This is a genomic window from Eubacterium ramulus (assembly GCF_003122485.1).
Classification (GTDB): Bacteria; Bacillota; Clostridia; order Lachnospirales; family Lachnospiraceae; genus Eubacterium_I; species Eubacterium_I ramulus_A.
The window spans coordinates 1-18,290 of sequence record NZ_JRFU01000111.1; the positions used below are offsets into that span (position 1 = coordinate 1).

General features: G+C 43.5%; 10 protein-coding genes and 1 pseudogene. 1 reads left to right on the forward strand and 10 read right to left on the reverse strand.

The genetic code is table 11. The annotated features are described in order from the left end of the window. Positions 1–131: 131 nt before the first annotated feature. From LG34_RS09795 to LG34_RS09840, 10 genes are all read right to left on the reverse strand, one after another. Positions 132–3,299 carry an ATP-binding protein gene (locus tag LG34_RS09795; protein WP_109215916.1) on the reverse strand — a complete coding sequence of 1,056 codons (3,168 nt, stop codon included), beginning with the start codon at positions 3,297–3,299 and terminating at the stop codon, positions 132–134. A gap of 271 nt (positions 3,300–3,570) precedes the next feature. After that, positions 3,571–5,751, reverse strand: a complete 2,181-nt coding sequence (locus tag LG34_RS09800) for a YhgE/Pip domain-containing protein (protein ID WP_109215917.1) — start codon at positions 5,749–5,751, stop codon at positions 3,571–3,573. After that, entirely contained in the window at positions 5,748–8,288 is a 2,541-nt protein-coding gene (locus tag LG34_RS09805) for a YhgE/Pip domain-containing protein (protein WP_242979861.1), read from the reverse strand. The genes LG34_RS09800 and LG34_RS09805 overlap by 4 nt, the downstream gene beginning before the upstream one ends. 445 nt (positions 8,289–8,733) lie before the next feature. Continuing rightward, positions 8,734–9,423 (reverse strand): GntR family transcriptional regulator, encoded by a 690-nt coding sequence (locus LG34_RS09810; RefSeq protein WP_109215919.1) that lies wholly within the window; start codon positions 9,421–9,423, stop codon positions 8,734–8,736. Between the two features lie 166 nt (positions 9,424–9,589). Further along, positions 9,590–10,807 carry a peptidase T gene (gene pepT, locus LG34_RS09815; RefSeq protein WP_109215920.1) on the reverse strand — a complete coding sequence of 406 codons (1,218 nt, stop codon included), beginning with the start codon at positions 10,805–10,807 and terminating at the stop codon, positions 9,590–9,592. A gap of 229 nt (positions 10,808–11,036) precedes the next feature. Beyond that, positions 11,037–12,767 carry a peptide ABC transporter substrate-binding protein gene (locus LG34_RS09820; protein ID WP_109215921.1) on the reverse strand — a complete coding sequence of 577 codons (1,731 nt, stop codon included), beginning with the start codon at positions 12,765–12,767 and terminating at the stop codon, positions 11,037–11,039. Positions 12,768–12,880: 113 nt separating this feature from the next. After that, entirely contained in the window at positions 12,881–13,918 is a 1,038-nt protein-coding gene (locus tag LG34_RS09825; protein ID WP_109215922.1) for an ABC transporter ATP-binding protein, read from the reverse strand. Continuing rightward, a complete protein-coding gene (locus LG34_RS09830; protein WP_109215923.1) occupies positions 13,911–14,975 on the reverse strand; it encodes an ABC transporter ATP-binding protein in 1,065 nt (354 codons plus the stop codon). The genes LG34_RS09825 and LG34_RS09830 overlap by 8 nt, the downstream gene beginning before the upstream one ends. Positions 14,976–14,992: 17 nt before the next feature. Then, positions 14,993–16,339, reverse strand: coding sequence for an ABC transporter permease (locus LG34_RS09835; RefSeq protein ID WP_109215924.1), 1,347 nt, complete (start codon positions 16,337–16,339; stop codon positions 14,993–14,995). A 2-nt stretch (positions 16,340–16,341) separates the two neighbouring features. After that, complete coding sequence (locus LG34_RS09840; RefSeq protein WP_109215925.1) at positions 16,342–17,283, reverse strand: ABC transporter permease; 942 nt, start codon at positions 17,281–17,283, stop codon at positions 16,342–16,344. Between the two features lie 645 nt (positions 17,284–17,928). Here LG34_RS09840 and LG34_RS09845 point away from each other — a divergent pair. Further along, positions 17,929–18,290: pseudogene (locus tag LG34_RS09845) on the forward strand (peptidase M42); the annotation flags it as partial.

The following is an 18,290-nucleotide window of genomic DNA, read 5'->3' on the forward strand; positions in this document are numbered from 1 at the left end:
ATTACTCACCACTTGCAGAAGTGGGAGTCTTCTCGACTGAGATAAATACAAACGGATTTTTTCAGAATATTCCGATTGTACGCAAAAATCTCATCCCACAGGATCAATTTCCTGCAGGATGAGATTTTTTATTACTGCTCCTTTGTATTCGAATGTCTCAATTTATAGATTGTCTCTACCAAAGACTCCATTTTCAACGGTTTAGACAGATGTTCGTTCATTCCTGCCTTTTTGCTCATCTCAATATCATCAAAAAAGGCATTTGCTGTCATTGCAACAATTGGAACCGTCTGTGCATCTGTTCTGTCTAACTCACGGATTCTCCTTGCTGCTTCCAGTCCATCCATAACAGGCATCATGATATCCATCAGGATCAGGTCAACGCTTCCCGGCTCAGAAGAAGCAAAATCATCCAGCGCTTCCTTTCCGTTCCATGCTTTACACACCTTTGCTCCCTGTTCTGTCAGCATAAACTCTGCAATTTCCATATTCAACTCATTATCTTCTGCCAATAAAATCCTTGTTCCGGAAAGCAGTTTCTTACTCAGATCCAGTTTTGGCATCTCATCCTGTACTTCGGTCTGATCAATTTCAAACGGAATTTTAACGGTAAATGTAGATCCCACATTTACCGTACTTTCCGCAGAAATCGTACCGCCCATTTCTTCGATCAGTTCCTTTACGATTGCCATACCTAGTCCGGTTCCACGGTACTGTGTTCTGGCATCATTTTTTTCCTGTGTAAATGGCTCAAATAACTGTGTCTCCACAAATTCTTTGCTCATGCCCACACCGGTATCTGATATTTTAAATAAAAACCATGCCGCATTTCCTTCGTTAGACAGTTCTTCGGAATAAATGTCAATTCTTCCACCCGGTTTGTTGTATTTTACCGCATTGCTGAACAGATTCAATAAAATCTGACGAAAATGTATCGGGCTGCCAAGCAGACGGGTATGCTCCATCGGTCCACGCACAGACTGGCATACAATGTTCATCTGCTCGATCTGCGTCTCTACCAGCGTGGATACCACATGAAGCACATCATCCAACACAAACGGTACATGCTCCAGTTCAATATAACCTGCCTCCAGTTTGCTCATATCCAGCACATCATTGATCAAAAGCAGCAGATGTTCTGCGGACACATTTATTTTTTCCAGACATTCATCCACTTTTGCCTGATCCTCACGGTTATGACGGATCATCTCCAGCATTCCCATTACACCGTTGATCGGTGTGCGGATATCGTGACTCATCCGGCTTAAGAATGCCGTCTTTGCCTGATTTGCAGCTTCTGCTTCCTCATAAGCCACCCGGAGATCTTCCATTTCCTTTTGCTCCTGCGCATGAAGTTCTGTCACATTTCGCAACAGAACGATTCCATGCACGGCATCCACTTCACTGTCACTTACCACATCGTAAATACGATTTTCTGACATCAACACCGTCTTTTGTATCCAGTAATAGTTATCATCGCTTCCTTTTTCCCGATATTCGATCACGACCTGATTTTCACCATTTTCAAAACGTTTCAGCAGTTTATCAGATGTATCGATCATGCGGTAAGCTGCCCGTGTCTCCTGACTGAGCCGCTCACAATATTTCTGACAGTAGGCATCATATGAACACGGAAGCTCCATACCAAGGTCTGAAAGATCCTCCAGTTTGTTTGATTCTCCCGGTTTAAAAAAGTTCTGTTCCAACACATCTTCTGTCAGATTCACAGAATAAATAATGTCTGCATTTCCAAGCAGCGCATCTACATAATTCTCATCTTCCAGCACCGACTGTTTCATCTGCTCATAATACTGCTGCAGCTGAAACCGTGCATCTGCCATGTCATTGACCGCATTATGCACCTTCTCAAATGCCAGCAGGAAATGATGCAGCGCTCCGGTCTCATCTGCATCCACAAACAGTACAAAAATTCGACCATAGACTGCCTCCGATTTATCCCGGAATTGAATCTGAAATTCTCTGGTCGGACGCTCACTGGTCAGATTTTTTGCCAGTGCTTCCACCCGAAGCTGCTGCAAAATGGTATCCTGATCCTTATATTCTGCCAGTTCCAGTGTCAGCTGTTCCACTGCGCCGGAATAATTTCCCTCGGATGCCAAAATAAAATCCTCACTTTTTCGGATCATACGGTACATATCACGCTTCGCATCACAATACATACATTCCGAAAACTTATGCCCCGGAAAACGAAGTTTCCGCAATAGCTGACGGTCCATCTGCTTTTCTGCACGGGATTCCTCCAGTTTCATATGATTTTTGTGAATATACATATTGCGGTCTGCCCGGTCAAACAGCATCCGCATGGTGCTTCCTTCCCAATCCGTAGAAAGCGCATAACCAACGGCGTAACTGATCGGCATTTCCGCACGTGTCGCGGAATAAACTGCCACATGTTCTTCAATTCGTTTTAACTGCTCCTGCACTTCCAGATGATCCATGTCATAAAACAGCACAATAAATTCATCGCCGCCATTTCTGCCGACAAAATATTCCTTGGGAACGATCTCATACAAAAGCTGTGCAAAATTGCGGATATAGGCATCTCCTTTTTCGTGTCCCAGACTGTTATTGATGACACGGAGATTATTCAAGTCAAACACACACAATGCCACTTTTTCCGTCACTGGCTCCGCTGCGCTCAAAAGTTCTTCACATTTATTTTTATTTGGGATTCCGGTCGCTTCATCCAGATACACTTTTTTCTGCAATTCCCGGTTCAGGGCGGCATAGCGAAGCGCCCGCACCAGTTCCAGTGCAGTCAGAAAAATCAATGCCAGAATATCAACCGTTACCACTTTTTCCAGAATATCAAGCTGTGATGCTTTCCTCTGAGAATACGCTTCCGCAAGTCCGGTGGCATCATCACAGATCTGGAAAAAAGTCTCACTGTCCTCAATAATATTGGTATTATAATACCCACTCTCCCGGACATGCTGTACTTCCTCTTTCAGCTTCTGAAAATATTCTTTTTGTTCTTCCACCTTTGCCTGATACTTTGCATCTTTTAAGCGTACCAGTCCCAGATCTTCACTTCCGTTTTGCAGACCATCAATGTACGATTCTACCGCTTCCATCATTTTATCTCTTGGATTGCCGGTGATCTCCATCTTGATCCAGCGCTGTGTCCCTCCACGCACCAGTCCCGCATAATTAACCACACGGGCAGTTCCCTGAATCCCGGAAACTAACCGCATCATGATCAGAATAAATATAACAAGCAACACTGTCAGTACACCGATTGCCTTCCGTGTGATACCTGATTCTTTTTTTGCTGGCATTACAATCTATCTCCCAACTCTCTATTCCCAAAGATGTTTCCCAAACACCTTCTCATTCTTATTGTCACGTATCAATCTAATTTTTAATGCTTCTTTTAATTTCTATTTTTAGATGATAGCATACGACCTATCGTTTTTCAAATAAAATACAGATATTTTACGGTTTATTTGCAATACAACGTTTCCTGTGCATTTAAAAAAGCTCTGCCACGTTTTCTTACATGACAGAGCCTCTTTTTATAAATATCAATTACATTTTCCTGATGATTCCTTACATCAATTTTGTTTCTTCTAATTTTTCCGTAAACGCATCGTTCAACTTGATGATCGGTTTTCGAAGAACCAGACCGACGATCAGGGAAATCACTAAGAAGATTACAAGTTTTCCAAGGTCGATCCAATAATTCATTCCATACATACCGCCCACCGTCTCACGGAGTGCCGCCATACTGTGGGTAAACGGAAGCAGCGGATAAACCGCCTGGAAAAATTTCGGTGCAACCTCAATCGGGAAAGTACCACCGGTTCCCGCAACCTGTACAACCAGCAAAATAACGCTGACCGCTTTTCCGATATCGCCCAGAGATACTGTCAGGGTGTAGATAATGTTGACAAATACGATGCTGGAAAACCAGCAGGCAAGCAGGAACAAAAATGGATGCTCACACTGAATGCCAAGATATAATAGGTCTCCCAATGCGATCAGTGTACTCTGGAACAGACCTACGATCAAAAATGTGATAAAACGACCGAAGTAAACCTGATACAGTTTTACATTTTCCAAACCTTCCGTGCATTTCTCCGACACATTGACTTTCAACATTGCAACCAGCACAATACCGCCGATCCAGATGGAAAGAACGGAATAGAACGGCGCCATGGAGGAACCATAGTTCGCAATCTCATACACCTTGTGTGTTTTGAGTGAAACCGGGGCTGCCAGGAAGGAACTGATGGAACTACGATCTCCGGAAATAATAGATTCCAGTTCTGAGAAATCTCCACTCTGCTCCATCTCATCCAATTTCGCCGTCGTATCGGAAATCTTGTCTGCTGCATCGTTTAGCAGTTTTCCGGAATCTGCCAGTACACTCTGAATCTGTGTCAGATCCGAATCCGCCGCATCGGTCAGAGAATAAATGCCGTCGGTGCTTTTTTCCAACTGGGACAACAAGCTGGAAATCTTGGTTTTTGAACTGTCAAGTGCATCCGTCAGCTTATTTAAGGAAGTCTCCATGGACGACTGATACTCATTTGTTGCATCTGCGATCTGTGTTCCATTCGTTGCAAAAAGATCCTGCAATTCTTTCTTCGCCGTCGCAATATCTGTCGTCGTATCACGCAAAGACTGTGCTGTATTTTGCAGTTTATCATGCAGTTCCTGCTGCGCTTTAATCGAAGTATCCATACGGGATACCACCGCATCTACCGCTGAAGCAAGTTCCGAATGGCTGTCTGAGATTGATGCCACCGCATCACGGACAGACTGATAAGAATCAATGATCTTCTGTACTTTTGCTGCCAGTGTGTCTAATGTGGATGCAACCGTTTCTGTATCCTGACTCTGGGTCTCAAAGGCTTTTGTGATTGTCTGATTCATCTCATCATATACAGACTGTGTCGCATTTAAAGCCGTTTCTACGTTGTCAGTCGCCGCATCCAGTGCACTGTCAATATCTGAAAAGCTATCCTTACTCTTCTGAAAGGTTTGCTTGCTCTCCTGAGACTGTGTCTGTGCACTCTGCATAAACTCAGTGGTTGAATTCAGCAGATTCTGTGCCGATACTGTCATGTCAGAAAAACTCTGTAACAGACCGGCAGATGCACTCAAATCTCCGGAGATCCGATTCAGATTTGTATTCAGATTACTTACGATTGTCTCTGCACCGCTTGCCTCTGTCATATTCGAAACCGCCTGCAATACAGTCAGTGTAGTATCCAAAATTGTCTCAATAAAGACCTGATTTACCTGACGCTGCACCGCACTGGCTCCTTTATCGGTAACCTTCGGTGCGATCGCATTTTCCTTTGCATTGGAATAATAAGTAATCTCTGGTTTTTCTACATTTTCAGAAAAAACGCTCATCATTTTATTACTGAAATCCTTCGGGATTACAATCGCTGCGTAATATTTTCCGGATTTTACACCGGCAGTTGCCTTATCTTTTGTGGTAAATACCCATTCCATCTGCGTATTTTCCCGCAAAGCAGACAACACCTGATCACCGATATTAATTTCCAGTGGAATCAGGCTTCCCTCATATCCCTCATCCACACTGGCAACTGCGACTTTCAGATTGCCGGTATTGGAATACGGATCCCAGCTTGCCGCAATATTAAACCACGCATACAGACACGGAACCACGCTGATACCAACGATAACCACAAGGGCAATGACATTTTTGCGGATTCGCATCATATCTCTTTGAAAAATTTTCCAGATGTTTTTCATTTGTCATTCCCCCCCTTTATCATATCCATCAGTTCTTTCTCTGTCAGGCCGCTCATTTCAAGTTGCCGCTCGATCCTGTCATGAACATACTCCACACAGATCAGATATACCACCAGTGCGATCAATGATAAGATCCACAAAATCAGAAATACAAATTTTGCCTGCAGACTGAATGATAAGATTAAAAATACCAGCGGAATGATGATAATTCCGGCAAATCCCATCTTGATCATCTTCGGATAACGCTGTTCGAACTGTCCGGATTTTTCAATGAATTTCTTCTTGGTCTCCTCATTCTGCATTAATGTTTTCAACATCAGCTGTGCCTGCGGAAGCTGTTTTTCGCTGGTGGCAGTCTCGCCTACCATCATTTCTGTTTCTTCCAGTCTGCGGTCAAACAAATGGTTCAGGTTCATCAGCAATGGGCGAAGCACCAGACCGATAAACAGTGCCAGTGCAACAAACACCCACAGAACCGTCAGATTTTTCACATAAGTATGGTCATAATATCCCGCAATACATTCTCTCATTGCCCGAATCGAATAAGTAAACGGCAGGAACGGATTGAGTTTCTGGAAAAATCCCGGCATCATCTCAATCGGATAGGTTCCGGAAGATCCCGGTATCTGTAAAATGATGAAAAATACACCCAGTGCTTTTCCAATATGCTTGAAGGTCAGTGCCAGTGCATAAATGATATTGACATACACAAAAGAGCAAAATACACCCGTGCAGACAAATACGACCGGATGGACGCACTGTACTTTCAACAAGATCAGGTCACCCAGACACACAATAAATCCCTGGATCAGTCCCAGTACGACAAACAGCAGCCATCTGCCAAAATATGCGCTGGTGGAAGAAAAATCGGACACCTCTTCATCTTTGTCTACTTCCTGCTTCAAAATAGAAACCAGGATCAGACCACCAACCCACAATGCCAGATTGGTGTAAAACGGTGTCATGCCGGAACCATAATTTTTCACATCATACAGTACTTCTGAGGTGATGGAAACCGGTGAGGACATAAAGTCCGAAATAGCTTCTGCATCAATGCCTTCCAGAGACAAAATCTGCTGATATGCTTCAGAACTCTGTAATGCCTGCACATCGGTTGCTGTAGATGCAAGCTGCGCGTCGACTTTTTCCAGTGCTTCTCCCGTCTTGGTCAGAGCATTCACACTGTCATCCAGACTGGTCTGCAGTTGCTGCAGCATTGCCTTTAACTGATCCACCGTTGGTGTAATTCCGGATAAAATTGCAGAAAAATTACCACTGACGGAAGCCACCGCATCCAATGAATCATCTACGTTCGGAAGGGTGTCCTGACTCAGAGAGTTTTTATAATCACGCAGGGAATTTTTGCTGTTTTCTGCAATCTGTTCCAGACTGGTACGTGTTGTCTGAGCATTTTTTATGCTGTCTGCAATTGCTGAATTTCCGCTGTTTAAGGAATCCAAAAGCTGTGAAAATTCCTGATTCTGCTGCTGCAGTTTTGTGATTTGCTCTCCAATCGTTGCAGAAATCTGAGAATCTCCACCGATGCTGTCATGCAGTTTGGAAAGTTCATCCAGAATCTGTTTGTTTTTCTGATTTAATTCGTTTACAGAATCAATACTTCCAGACACAGAGGTTGCAATCTGTTCTGCCTGTGTCTCCAATTTTCCAAATTTTACTGCCGCATTGATATAGGCATCGTTTACAAAACTTTCTCCATCCGATAAACTGTTTGAAATCTGTGTAGCAAAGGAGCTGGTTGACAGTCGGCTCTCCTTTAACAGATCGGTGCTGGTATTCAATGTGTCAGAGACAGATTTTACAGAATCTTTTACCTGATCCAGTGTCTTTACCGTATCGTTGATCAGACTGTCAGACTGCTTTACGGTGTCCTGAAAATCTGTCAAAACGCCCTGATAACCGGACAGGTTCTCACGCACATCCTGAATCGTCTGTAACAGTTCCGAATTGGTTTGATCCACATCTACCGTCAGATTTCCTGCGGAAGAACTGATTACTTCCGAAATTGCCTCCGATGCAACAGAAGAAAAAGTATCATTGATCTGCTGCTGTAAAGTCGTTGCTCCGGTATCTGTGATCTTCGGTGCAATGGCATTCTTCTTTTCATTAATATAATAGTCTAATTCCGGTTTTTTAATATCTCCGGACAAAATACTGAGCAATGAATCACTGAAATCCTCCGGAATAACGATCGCTGCATAATATTCTCCGGATTTTACGCCTTCTTTCGCTTCATCTTCATCGACAAAGGTCCATCCAAGCTGCTTATTTTCTTTCAGATTCTCAATGATCGTCTCACCGGCATCCAGTGTCATCTGTGCGATGCTGGCTCCTTCATCACAGTTTGCCACCGCAACTTTAATGCCTTTCGTATTTCCATAAGGATCCATATTGGCATCGATATTGAACCATGCGTACAGGGACGGAAGCAGACACACACCGCCAATTACAAGTACCGCTGCACGGTTCCGAAGCAGACGCTTCAGATCTCTTTTAAAAATTTTCAGTACATTTTTCATACTTCTATGCATTCTCCTGTTTTTCTCCATTTAATAGGAAGCTGTTTTCTTTGTTATGTTTAAGCTGTAACAAACATTATACGAAAGCAGATTTTAACAGTCAACCATACAATTTCCGACTTTCGTCTAAAAAACGACGTTTTTTCAAAATCGTAGGATTTTTGCTTCGGGTAATTGTGTGGTTTAAATATAAGTTATGAAAAGGGACTCTGCTAACCCTTACTTTATGTCGCTGTGGCTATACGATAGGTTTACGAAAGCGGACTCAGATAAATTTTTTCTGTCAGCTAACAATCGCTCGCCAGAAAAAATTTGCTCTGAGCCCGCTATTTACACATATATTGGAAAATCAGCTTTATTTTTTCTTGGAAAGCGATTATTAGCTGACAAGAAAAAATAAAGCTGATTTTCCATTCACAGTCTACCGTTCTATCACAAAAGAGTTCTAAAACGCCTCATTCCAGCCAAGTTCAAGCTGCGGCGCATCTACTTTTTGATCGCGCATCATTCCGGCAATGGTTCTCCAATAATGATCCTTAATGGCTTTGCAGATTGCCTCGCAATCCCCGGACACACAAGCGTCAAAGATGACCTTATGTGACGCATACTGGCGTTTTGCAACGGCTTCTTTATCCTGCACCAGATCATATCCGGCAAACAGATTTCCGTAATACTGTTCTTTCCAGGCTTTCTGAACCCGTGGCATTCCACACATTTTGACCAGTTCTTCGTGAAATTCATTATCACATTCAAATACCTGGTCAAACTCCTCTGCAGTCAGATTTTTCATTCGATCCAGAATCTCTTCCAGGCGCTGCATAGTGTCCTCCGGGATTTTTCCCTGCAGAAATCGCACACTGATAACCTCATAATTGGTTCTCAGCAGATATACCTCATAGGAATCCTGAAAAGAAAGTTCTTTCACGGAACAACCTACGTTTCTTGTATACACAATAATCCCTTCATTTTCCAGTTGTCGGAGTGCCTCACGGATCGGTCCCCGGCTTGTATGAAATTCTTTCGCCAGCTCCAATTCCACGATACGCTGTCCAGATTTGATCTCATGGTTAAAAATTTTGCTGCGGATGGCATCCACAATGCTCTCTCTTAACGTCTGATACAATAATGCACCCATAAAATTTCCTACTCTTTCTTACAATCTCTATCTGTATTTCTCTCACAGTTTCTATGAAGCTTATTTTACACTTGCATTTGCTAATACTTTACTATGATAACACGATAATATAAAGTTTTTTGCACATGATAGTACCGAAAAATCATCTACATATGGTATTTTTCTATTATTTTGCAAACTGCAGCACAATATTTTTTATAATTGCAGCAGCTTTATCCATACCTTCTGCCGTGATATGCTCATAGGCACCATGAAATCCGTAACCGCCGGTTCCAAGGTTCGGGCACGGAAGTCCCACAAAACTTAAACGTGCACCGTCTGTGCCTCCGCGGATCGGGGCAATATCTGGTGTAACGTCCGCATCTTTGCATGCCTGAACTGCAAAATCAATAAGCTGCATACATGGCTCAATTTTCTCACGCATATTGCGATAAGAATCTTTCAGATTCAGCTCGACAGTTCCCTCACCGTATTTTTTATTTAAGGAAGCTGTGATTTCCTGCATCAGTGCTTTGCGCGATTCATATTTTTCTGCATCAAATTCACGGATCAGATATCCCATTGTGGTTTCTTCCACGCTTCCGTTCAGCTCCATCAGATGGAAAAATCCTTCATAGCCTTCGGTGTGTTCCGGTGCTTCCTGCTCCGGCAGCATGCTCTGTAATTCCATTGCGATTTTCATGGAATTGACCATAATGTCTTTTGCCTCACCCGGATGTACGTTCACACCATGGATCGCAAATTCAGCGGAAGCTGCATTAAAGTTTTCAAACTGGATCTCGCCTTCCGCACCACCGTCTACCGTATAAGCATACGGTGCGCCAAAACGTTCCAGATCCATATGGCAGGCTCCACTTCCAACTTCCTCATCGGTAGTAAAGCTGATACATACTTTTCCGTGAGGGATATCGCCTTTTAATAATTCTTCAGCAACAGTCAGAATTTCAGCAATACCAGCTTTGTCATCGGCACCAAGTAAAGTGGTTCCATCTGTAGTGATCAGAGTTCTGCCTGCCATCTGCTGTAATGCAGGGAAATCAGAAACAGTCAATGTTCTACCAGAAGTTCCAAGAACCACATCTTTTCCATCATAATTTTCAATGATCTGCGGTTTTACATTTTCTCCGCTGTAATCCGGTGCGGTATCCATATGTGCGATAAAACCGATTGCTGTACGGTTCTCATATCCCGGAGTTGCCGGAATATGACCATACACATATCCATATTCGTCCATCATAGCATCTTCGATGCCCATGTTTTTCATTTCTTCCACCAGCAGTTTTGCCAGATCAAACTGACGTGCAGTGGTCGGAGAAGTGGTACTTTCCTCGTCACTGGTTGTCCAGACTTTTACATAATTTAATAATCTTTCATACGCTCGCATAGTGAATCCTCCTAAACCAATTACTCCTATGTATTTATATATAAAGTAATTTTACTGTCTGTTAATAAAATCTCATTGAAAAAGACATGCTCTCTTTGTTCATATCCTTTTCATTAAAATCTTATTACATACATCCTGTACTGAAATATAAAGTCATTCTATATAGTAAATTATATATTTTCTTTTAAAAAAGGAATCCTGCAAGCAGGATTCCTTTTCATGTCATTTACTACTTAGACTGTGTACAATATCCGAAGAAGAAGTATCCCAGTGGTGTGTAGTACATGCCTTCGATTCCATCACGCAGCATATATTTCTGTGTATAGAAGTACAGCGGATCAACTACGTAATCCTGACCTACTAAGATGTCCTCTGCCTGATGTAACAGTTTCATACGTGCAGCAGGATCAGATTCAGCTTTCGCCTGGCTGATCAGGTTATCGTAATCTGGGTTAGCGTACTGAGCGTCGTTGTTTCCACCACCTGTTACCCACATATCAAGGAAAGATACCGGATCATTGTAATCAGAAATCCATCCGTTACGTGCGATAGAGAAATCACCATCTTTACGTGTCTGAAGGAATGCATTCCACTCCTGATTGTTCAGTGTAACTGTTACGCCAAGTTCCTGCTCCCACATGTTCTGAAGTGCTTCAGCAACAGCTTTGTGAGCATCGTTTGTGTTGTACAGGTACTCTACAACCGGGAATCCTTCACCGTTCGGGTAACCAGCCTCTGCAAGGAGCTGTCTGGCTTTCTCGCAGTTTGCTTCATAAGCATCTTTTGTCGGATCATAGTAATCTCCACCATCTTTACGGAAGTCAGATCCTTCCTCAGCATCAGAGATACCGCTTGGTACATAAGCACCAGCTTCAACCTGTCCGGACTGAGTTACTTTTTCAACAATGTAGTTACGGTCAACAGCAAGTGTGAATGCCTCACGTACTTTCGGATTATCGAAAGGAGCTTTCTGTGTCTGGAAGCATACATAATATGTTCCAAGGTAATCTACGATCTTCATATCGCCGGAAGCGATCAGGTTCGGAAGTTCTGCCTGCGGAGCCTCCTGGATGTAATCAAGCTCGCCGGATTTGAAACCGGAAAGCATAGCGTTGGAATCATCCATCAGTTTGAATGTGATGGTATCCGGTCCAAGATTTGCATAATCATAGTAGTTCTCGTTTTTAGCCATTACGATCTGAGAGTTGTGTGTCCACTCTGTCAGTTTGTATGGACCATTGGAGATGTATGTAGAAGGATCAAATGTCCACTGATCACCATTAGCCTCGATGATGTCCTGACGTACAGGCATCATAGCCGGGAATGCACACAGCTCTTCAAAATATGGAAGATCTGTTGTTAAAGTTACTTCAAATGTTTTGTCATCCACTGCTTTTACAGCTAACTCAGAAGGATCTTTCTCACCAGCCATAATCTCATTTGCGTTTACAACACAATCAAGCATGTAGTTGTAATCTGCTGCTGTATCCGGGCTAACCAGACGTTTCCAGGAATACTCAAAGTCGCCTGCTGTAACATCTTTTCCGTCAGACCATTTGATGCCATCACGAAGGTGGAATGTGTATGTTACAGTTCCATCATCATTTGTTGTTTTGTCATAGCTCTCAGCCTGGCCGTAAGTAAGTTTTGCACTGTCGCAAGTTCCTTCAGAACCTTCAACTTCCTCACCTGTGCTCTCCCATTTCATCAGACCTTCGAATAAATGGTTAGCCATAACAGAACCATCTACTGCGGAGTTCAGGGCCGGATCCATTGTCATCGGCTCGGATGCGAAGTTTACAGTAATGTTGAATCCATCGCCGTCGTTAGTTGCTGTCTGCTCTGCATCTGCAGATGTTTTGTTGTTGTCGTTAGATGCGCTGTTGTCGCTTCCACAGCCTGCAAGCATGGAAAAAGCAAATGCTGCAACTAATACAACTGATACCAATCTCTTTTTCATAGTACTCTCCTTTAAAAGTTTTATTGATAAACAGGTTTCCCTGTGTTATCCAATCTCAAAATCTCTCACTTGTAAAAATGAGAGCCGTCTCACAGGAGGCAAAAGCAGTTTTTCTACTGCTCCAGAAGGTGGCATGCCACCCAGTGACCTTTTTCATACTCTTTGAATTTCGGTACACATTCTTTACATTTATCCATTGCATATGGACAACGTGTATGGAAACGGCATCCACTTGGCGGATTCATCGGAGAAGGAATATCTCCTTCCAGAACGATACGCTGTCTGCTTCTGCTCACCTCCGGATCCGGAACAGGTACTGCGGAAAGCAGTGTCTGCGTATACGGATGCAACGGATGGCGGTTCAGCTCATAGCTCTCTGCCAGCTCTACCATAGTTCCCAGATACATTACGCCGATACGGTGTGAAATATGACGTACAACGGAAATATCATGCGCGATGAACAGATAGGTCAGTCCCATTTCTTCCTGCATATCTTCCAGCATATTTACAACCTGTGACTGAATGGAAACATCCAGTGCGGAAATCGGCTCGTCGCAAACGATAAATTCCGGTTTTACTGCCAGTGCGCGGGCAATGCCGACACGCTGCTGCTGTCCACCGGAGAACTCATGCGGATAACGGTTTGCATGCTCTGTATTCAGCCCTACCCGTCCAAGCAGTTCTTTGATACGATCAGTACGATCCTTTTTGTTCGGGCACAAATTATGAATATCCAGTGCCTCTCCGATAATCTCACCGACTGTCATACGCGGATCCAGACTTGCGGACGGATCCTGGAAAATAATCTGCATTTTCCGTCTGTATGGAAGCATGTTTTCCTGTTTTGCCTTTGGTACTTTTACCGGATGCAGATTACCCTCTGCATCTCTCACCCACGGATCCTCTCTCTCAAAAATTGTCTCTCCATCATAAACAATTGTTCCGGAAGTCGGCTCGTGTAACTGAAGAATGGTTCGTCCCAAAGTAGTTTTTCCACATCCGGACTCACCTACCAGACCAAGTGTCTCTCCACGGTTAATGAAGATAGAAATATCTTCTACGGCCTGTACACCAGGTCCTTTTAATCCCTTTACCGGGAAATATTTTTTCAGGTGATCAACCTGAACAAGTACATCATTTTTCTCACTCATGGTTGTCTACCTCCGTTTTTTCAATATTCTCTGTCTGAGTATCAACTTTTTTTGCTTCTTCCAGACAGTCCTGCACACGCAACCAGCATGCAGCACGATGGTTCTCTCCCATCTCCACATATGGCGGCATCTGCTGCAGACAGATCTTCATGGCATGCTCACAACGCGGTGCGAACGGACATCCTTCCGGCGGATTTAACATATCGACCGGTGAACCTTCAATCGGGATCAGACGCTCATAGCTCTCAGCATCTACACGCGGCATAGAGCGAAGCAGACCTTTTGTATAAGGATGACCCGGATTATAGAAAATATCATCAACCGGTCCCTGCTCTACCATTTTACCTGCGTACATAACAGAAACCTTATCACAGATTTCTGCTACAACACCAAGGTTATGTGTGATAAAGATAATACCCATGTGATTCTGTTTCTGAAGCTTTTTCATCAGTTCCAGAATCTGCGCCTGGATGGTTACATCCAGAGCAGTTGTCGGCTCATCGGCGATCAGAAGCTTCGGATGACAGATCAGTCCCATGGCGATCATAACCCTCTGACGCATACCACCGGAAAGCTCATGCGGGTACTGTTTCATACGTTTTTCCACGTTGTTGATACCTACTTCTTCCAGCATCTTCATTGCCTGCTTCTCAGCGTCCTCTTTGCTGACATTTTTATCATGTGCTTTCAGAGCCTCAACCAGCTGATTTCCGATGGTATATACCGGATTCAGACAGGTCATCGGGTTCTGGAAGATCATTGCTACTTCTTTTCCACGGAAAGCGATCATCTCATCTTTTGTTTTTGACAACATATCCTGTCCCTCGAAAGTAATGGAACCGCCCACTACTTTACCCGGATTCTGAAGTAATCCAATGATAGAATATGCTTCCACGCTTTTACCGGAACCGGACTCGCCTACGACACCCATAACTTCGTCATAGTTTACATCGTAAGAAATTCCGTTTACTGCTTTAACTTCTCCTGCCGGAGTAAAGAAAGAGACCTTGAGATCTCTGACCTCTAACAGTTTATCATTTTTCTTTTCCTGTTCCATATTGTCTCCTCCTCTCCTTATTTCTTCAGCTTCGGATCTAATGCATCACGAAGTCCGTCACCGAACAGGTTCAGAGCCAAGATCATAAGACTCAGGATTCCTGCCGGGATAAATAATCTGTATGGATATGTGCTCAGACCACTTAAAGCCTCAGAACACATAGAACCTAAACTTGTCAGCGGAGCAGATACACCTACACCGATGAAAGAAAGGAAGGATTCCAGGAAGATTGCGGATGGAATCTGCAGGAATGTGGTTGTAATGATCTGTCCGATACAGTTCGGAAGCAGATGCTTTCCAATGATACGTCCGCCTTTTGCACCAAGTGCGCGGGCTGCTGTAACGTACTCCTGCTGTTTTAACTGAAGGATCTGTCCACGGATGATTCGGCTCATGGTTACCCAGTATAACAAACCGAATGCGATAAACATGGAGATCAGGTTTGGTCCAAGAATTGTTACCAGATTCTGCAGCGGACCATCACCGGAATTCTGGAACTGTTCCAGCGCCGGTTTTAAAGTTGCGGAAAGCAGCAGGATGATCAGCATCTCCGGGATGGAGTAAATGATCTCAACAATACGCTGCATAACAGTGTCTACGACACCGCCGCAATAACCTGAAATAGATCCATATAAAGCACCAATGATCAAAACGATGATCGCAGCACATACACCAACGATGATAGAAATTCTTGTTCCCACCATGACACGGACCATGATATCACGTCCCTGATCATCTGTACCAAATACATGTGGGAATACTTTCTCACCATCTGCTTTTTTCTGAAGTTCCTGTGTAGAATATCCAAAGGCTTTGTGTTTGATGCCAAGTGCTTTTGCCGCCTCTGCCTCTGTTACATGTTCCTCGCTCTCTTTCTGTTGGGAAACACTTGCTTTCGCACGAATCTTTGATTCTTCAATACGACTTAATTCCTTACCTTCTGCTTCAGCTTCGGCTTTTGCTTTCTCGACTGCCTCATCCGGTGTCAGGTTTTCGGTATTGTTATGTTCTTCCATATAGGCATTGATTTTCTCCTGATCTTCCAGAGTATAATGCCATGGATGTAATGCCTCAGAACCACGTACCTGCTGCTTATAAGTATAAGGAACCACGCTCGGTCCCACAAATCCGAAAATAACCAAGGCAATGATAATACCCAGAGCAACCATTGCAACTTTGTTTCTGCGAAGACGGCGCCATGCATCTGCCCAGTAGGAAACACTCTTGCGATCTTTGATAAAATCAGCTTTTTCCTGAGAGCTTGCCGGATCAAACGCATCCTCCGGTAATTTGCTCCACTCTAAAATATCATCAATATTTGGTTGAAGAGAGCCTGGCTTTTGAAATCTTTTCTTTCCAGACATGCTTAATTTCCTCCCTTCGCCAGATTGATACGCGGATCTACCAGTTTGTAGCACAGGTCAACGATCAGGTTCATGATAACAATAAAGGAAGCCAGGAAAATTGTGGTTCCCATGATCAGCGGATAATCTCGGTTCTGGATAGCCTGAATGAAATAACGTCCCAGTCCCGGGATAGAGAATACCTGTTCAACAACCATACCGCCGCACAGTGTAAATGCAATCTGCGGTCCCAGATAAGTGATAACCGGAATCAGTGCATTTCTCAGTGCATGTTTGAAAATAATTTTACCGTTTTTCAGACCTTTTGCACGTGCTGTCTTAATATATTCCTGATTGATGGAATCCAGCATCGCTGTTCTGGTCTGTCGTGACAGATAACACATCGGGTAAAATCCTAATGCCAGACATGGCAGGACATAACTCTTTGGTGTTCCGTCAAATAATGCCGGGAATACTTTAAATCCCGGAATACCTCCACACAATGTGTGAAGTAATAATGTTGCAACTACGAATCCAGGCATGGAAATACCGATAGTACATACAACTCTAAGGAAGCTGTCTACCCATGTACCTCTCTTGTAAGCTGCCAGACATCCAAGCGGAAGTCCAACTGCAACTGCCCATAAAAGTGCAAACACACCTACTTTTGCAGAAACCGGGAACATTTCTTTGATAATGTCTAATACTGCACGGTTTTTCTGCATTTTGATTGATGTACCGAAATCTCCGTGAAGAAGATTTCCGAGATATTTGCCCAACTGAACAATCTTGGGCTGGTCAAGTCCATATTTAGCATTTAAAGCGTCGATAGTGGCCTGTGTCGGTGTTTTCTCAGATAACCACGGATTTCCCGGGATTGCATTCATCAAGAAAAACGTAACACATGCAACTACCAGCACCGTGACAATCGCCATTAAGACTCTTCGTGCTGTGTACTTTGCCATTTTTTACACCTTTCCTCTCTCATTCTCATACGTCACGCTGTCGCCAATCTAGTACAATTCTGTAATGCTTTACTATTGTAAATTGTCGACAATATTAATTATTATACCTGCTTTTTTCATAATGGTCAACTAAAATAGCTAATTTTTGTATTTATTTTTCGCACACCTGTTTTTGTGGTGCGTACACTTTTCCTCCTTTTGTCTTTACTTTGCAGAATATTTTTAATAATAAGGTAAAAACATGCAAAAGTCAGCACTGAAAAATTCGGATATTTTGTATAATTTTACCTTCCTGAAATAGGGACTGGAGGAGGACATGCACACGGACACGGACATTTTTCTGCATCCGCTGCGCCGCTTATCTCTGCCTCCTCCCGCGAACTCACACGCAAAACCAGCGTGCTCAGACACACTCCCGGAGGCAGGCTATGCTCGCTCCTGCAACGAAAAATGTCCTACCGTCCTGTGTGCATGTCCTCCTGCCAGCCACCACATTTCATTCACTCCAAACCGTGCCACAGCTGGCGCTGCCCTATTTTTGTACTAGAATTTTTTTCTGTTTCGTTATAGAATAACAGAGCAAACCTCTTTGCTATAAATGTATGATTCATGCAGATCAAAAATATACTATTAAGGAGTTTGATTATGAAAAATTCAACTATTACTTTTATTACTGATCAGCTAAAGCAGCTGACTTCTATTCCAAGTCCGACAGGCTTTACCAAAGAAGTCACTCAGTATCTGGTTTCTACACTGGAAAGCATGGGTTACACACCGGAACGCTCCCGCAAAGGTAACGTCCTTGTAACGATCGGTGGCGAAGGAAGTCCTTTGATTCTTGCAGCACATGTAGATACCCTTGGTGCTATGGTCCGTTCCATCAAAAGCAACGGTCGTCTGCGCCCGACAACCCTCGGTGGACATCAGTGGAGTACTGCTGACGGTGAAAACTGTACCGTACACACAAGAGACGGCAAAGTATACACCGGTGTTGTGTTGAATAAAGA

What these genes read in the sequence shown, in the direction of transcription:
- LG34_RS09840 (WP_109215925.1), bottom strand. Translation starts at nt 17,283, where the DNA reads ATGGCAAAGTACACAGCACGAAGAGTCTTAATGGCGATTGTCACGGTG.
- pepT (WP_109215920.1), bottom strand. Translation starts at nt 10,807, where the DNA reads ATGCGAGCGTATGAAAGATTATTAAATTATGTAAAAGTCTGGACAACC.
- LG34_RS09830 (WP_109215923.1), bottom strand. Translation starts at nt 14,975, where the DNA reads ATGGAACAGGAAAAGAAAAATGATAAACTGTTAGAGGTCAGAGATCTC.
- LG34_RS09825 (WP_109215922.1), bottom strand. Translation starts at nt 13,918, where the DNA reads ATGAGTGAGAAAAATGATGTACTTGTTCAGGTTGATCACCTGAAAAAA.
- LG34_RS09800 (WP_109215917.1), bottom strand. Translation starts at nt 5,751, where the DNA reads ATGAAAAACATCTGGAAAATTTTTCAAAGAGATATGATGCGAATCCGC.
- LG34_RS09795 (WP_109215916.1), bottom strand. Translation starts at nt 3,299, where the DNA reads ATGCCAGCAAAAAAAGAATCAGGTATCACACGGAAGGCAATCGGTGTA.
- LG34_RS09810 (WP_109215919.1), bottom strand. Translation starts at nt 9,423, where the DNA reads ATGGGTGCATTATTGTATCAGACGTTAAGAGAGAGCATTGTGGATGCC.
- LG34_RS09835 (WP_109215924.1), bottom strand. Translation starts at nt 16,339, where the DNA reads ATGTCTGGAAAGAAAAGATTTCAAAAGCCAGGCTCTCTTCAACCAAAT.
- LG34_RS09820 (WP_109215921.1), bottom strand. Translation starts at nt 12,767, where the DNA reads ATGAAAAAGAGATTGGTATCAGTTGTATTAGTTGCAGCATTTGCTTTT.
- LG34_RS09805 (WP_242979861.1), bottom strand. Translation starts at nt 8,288, where the DNA reads ATGAAAAATGTACTGAAAATTTTTAAAAGAGATCTGAAGCGTCTGCTT.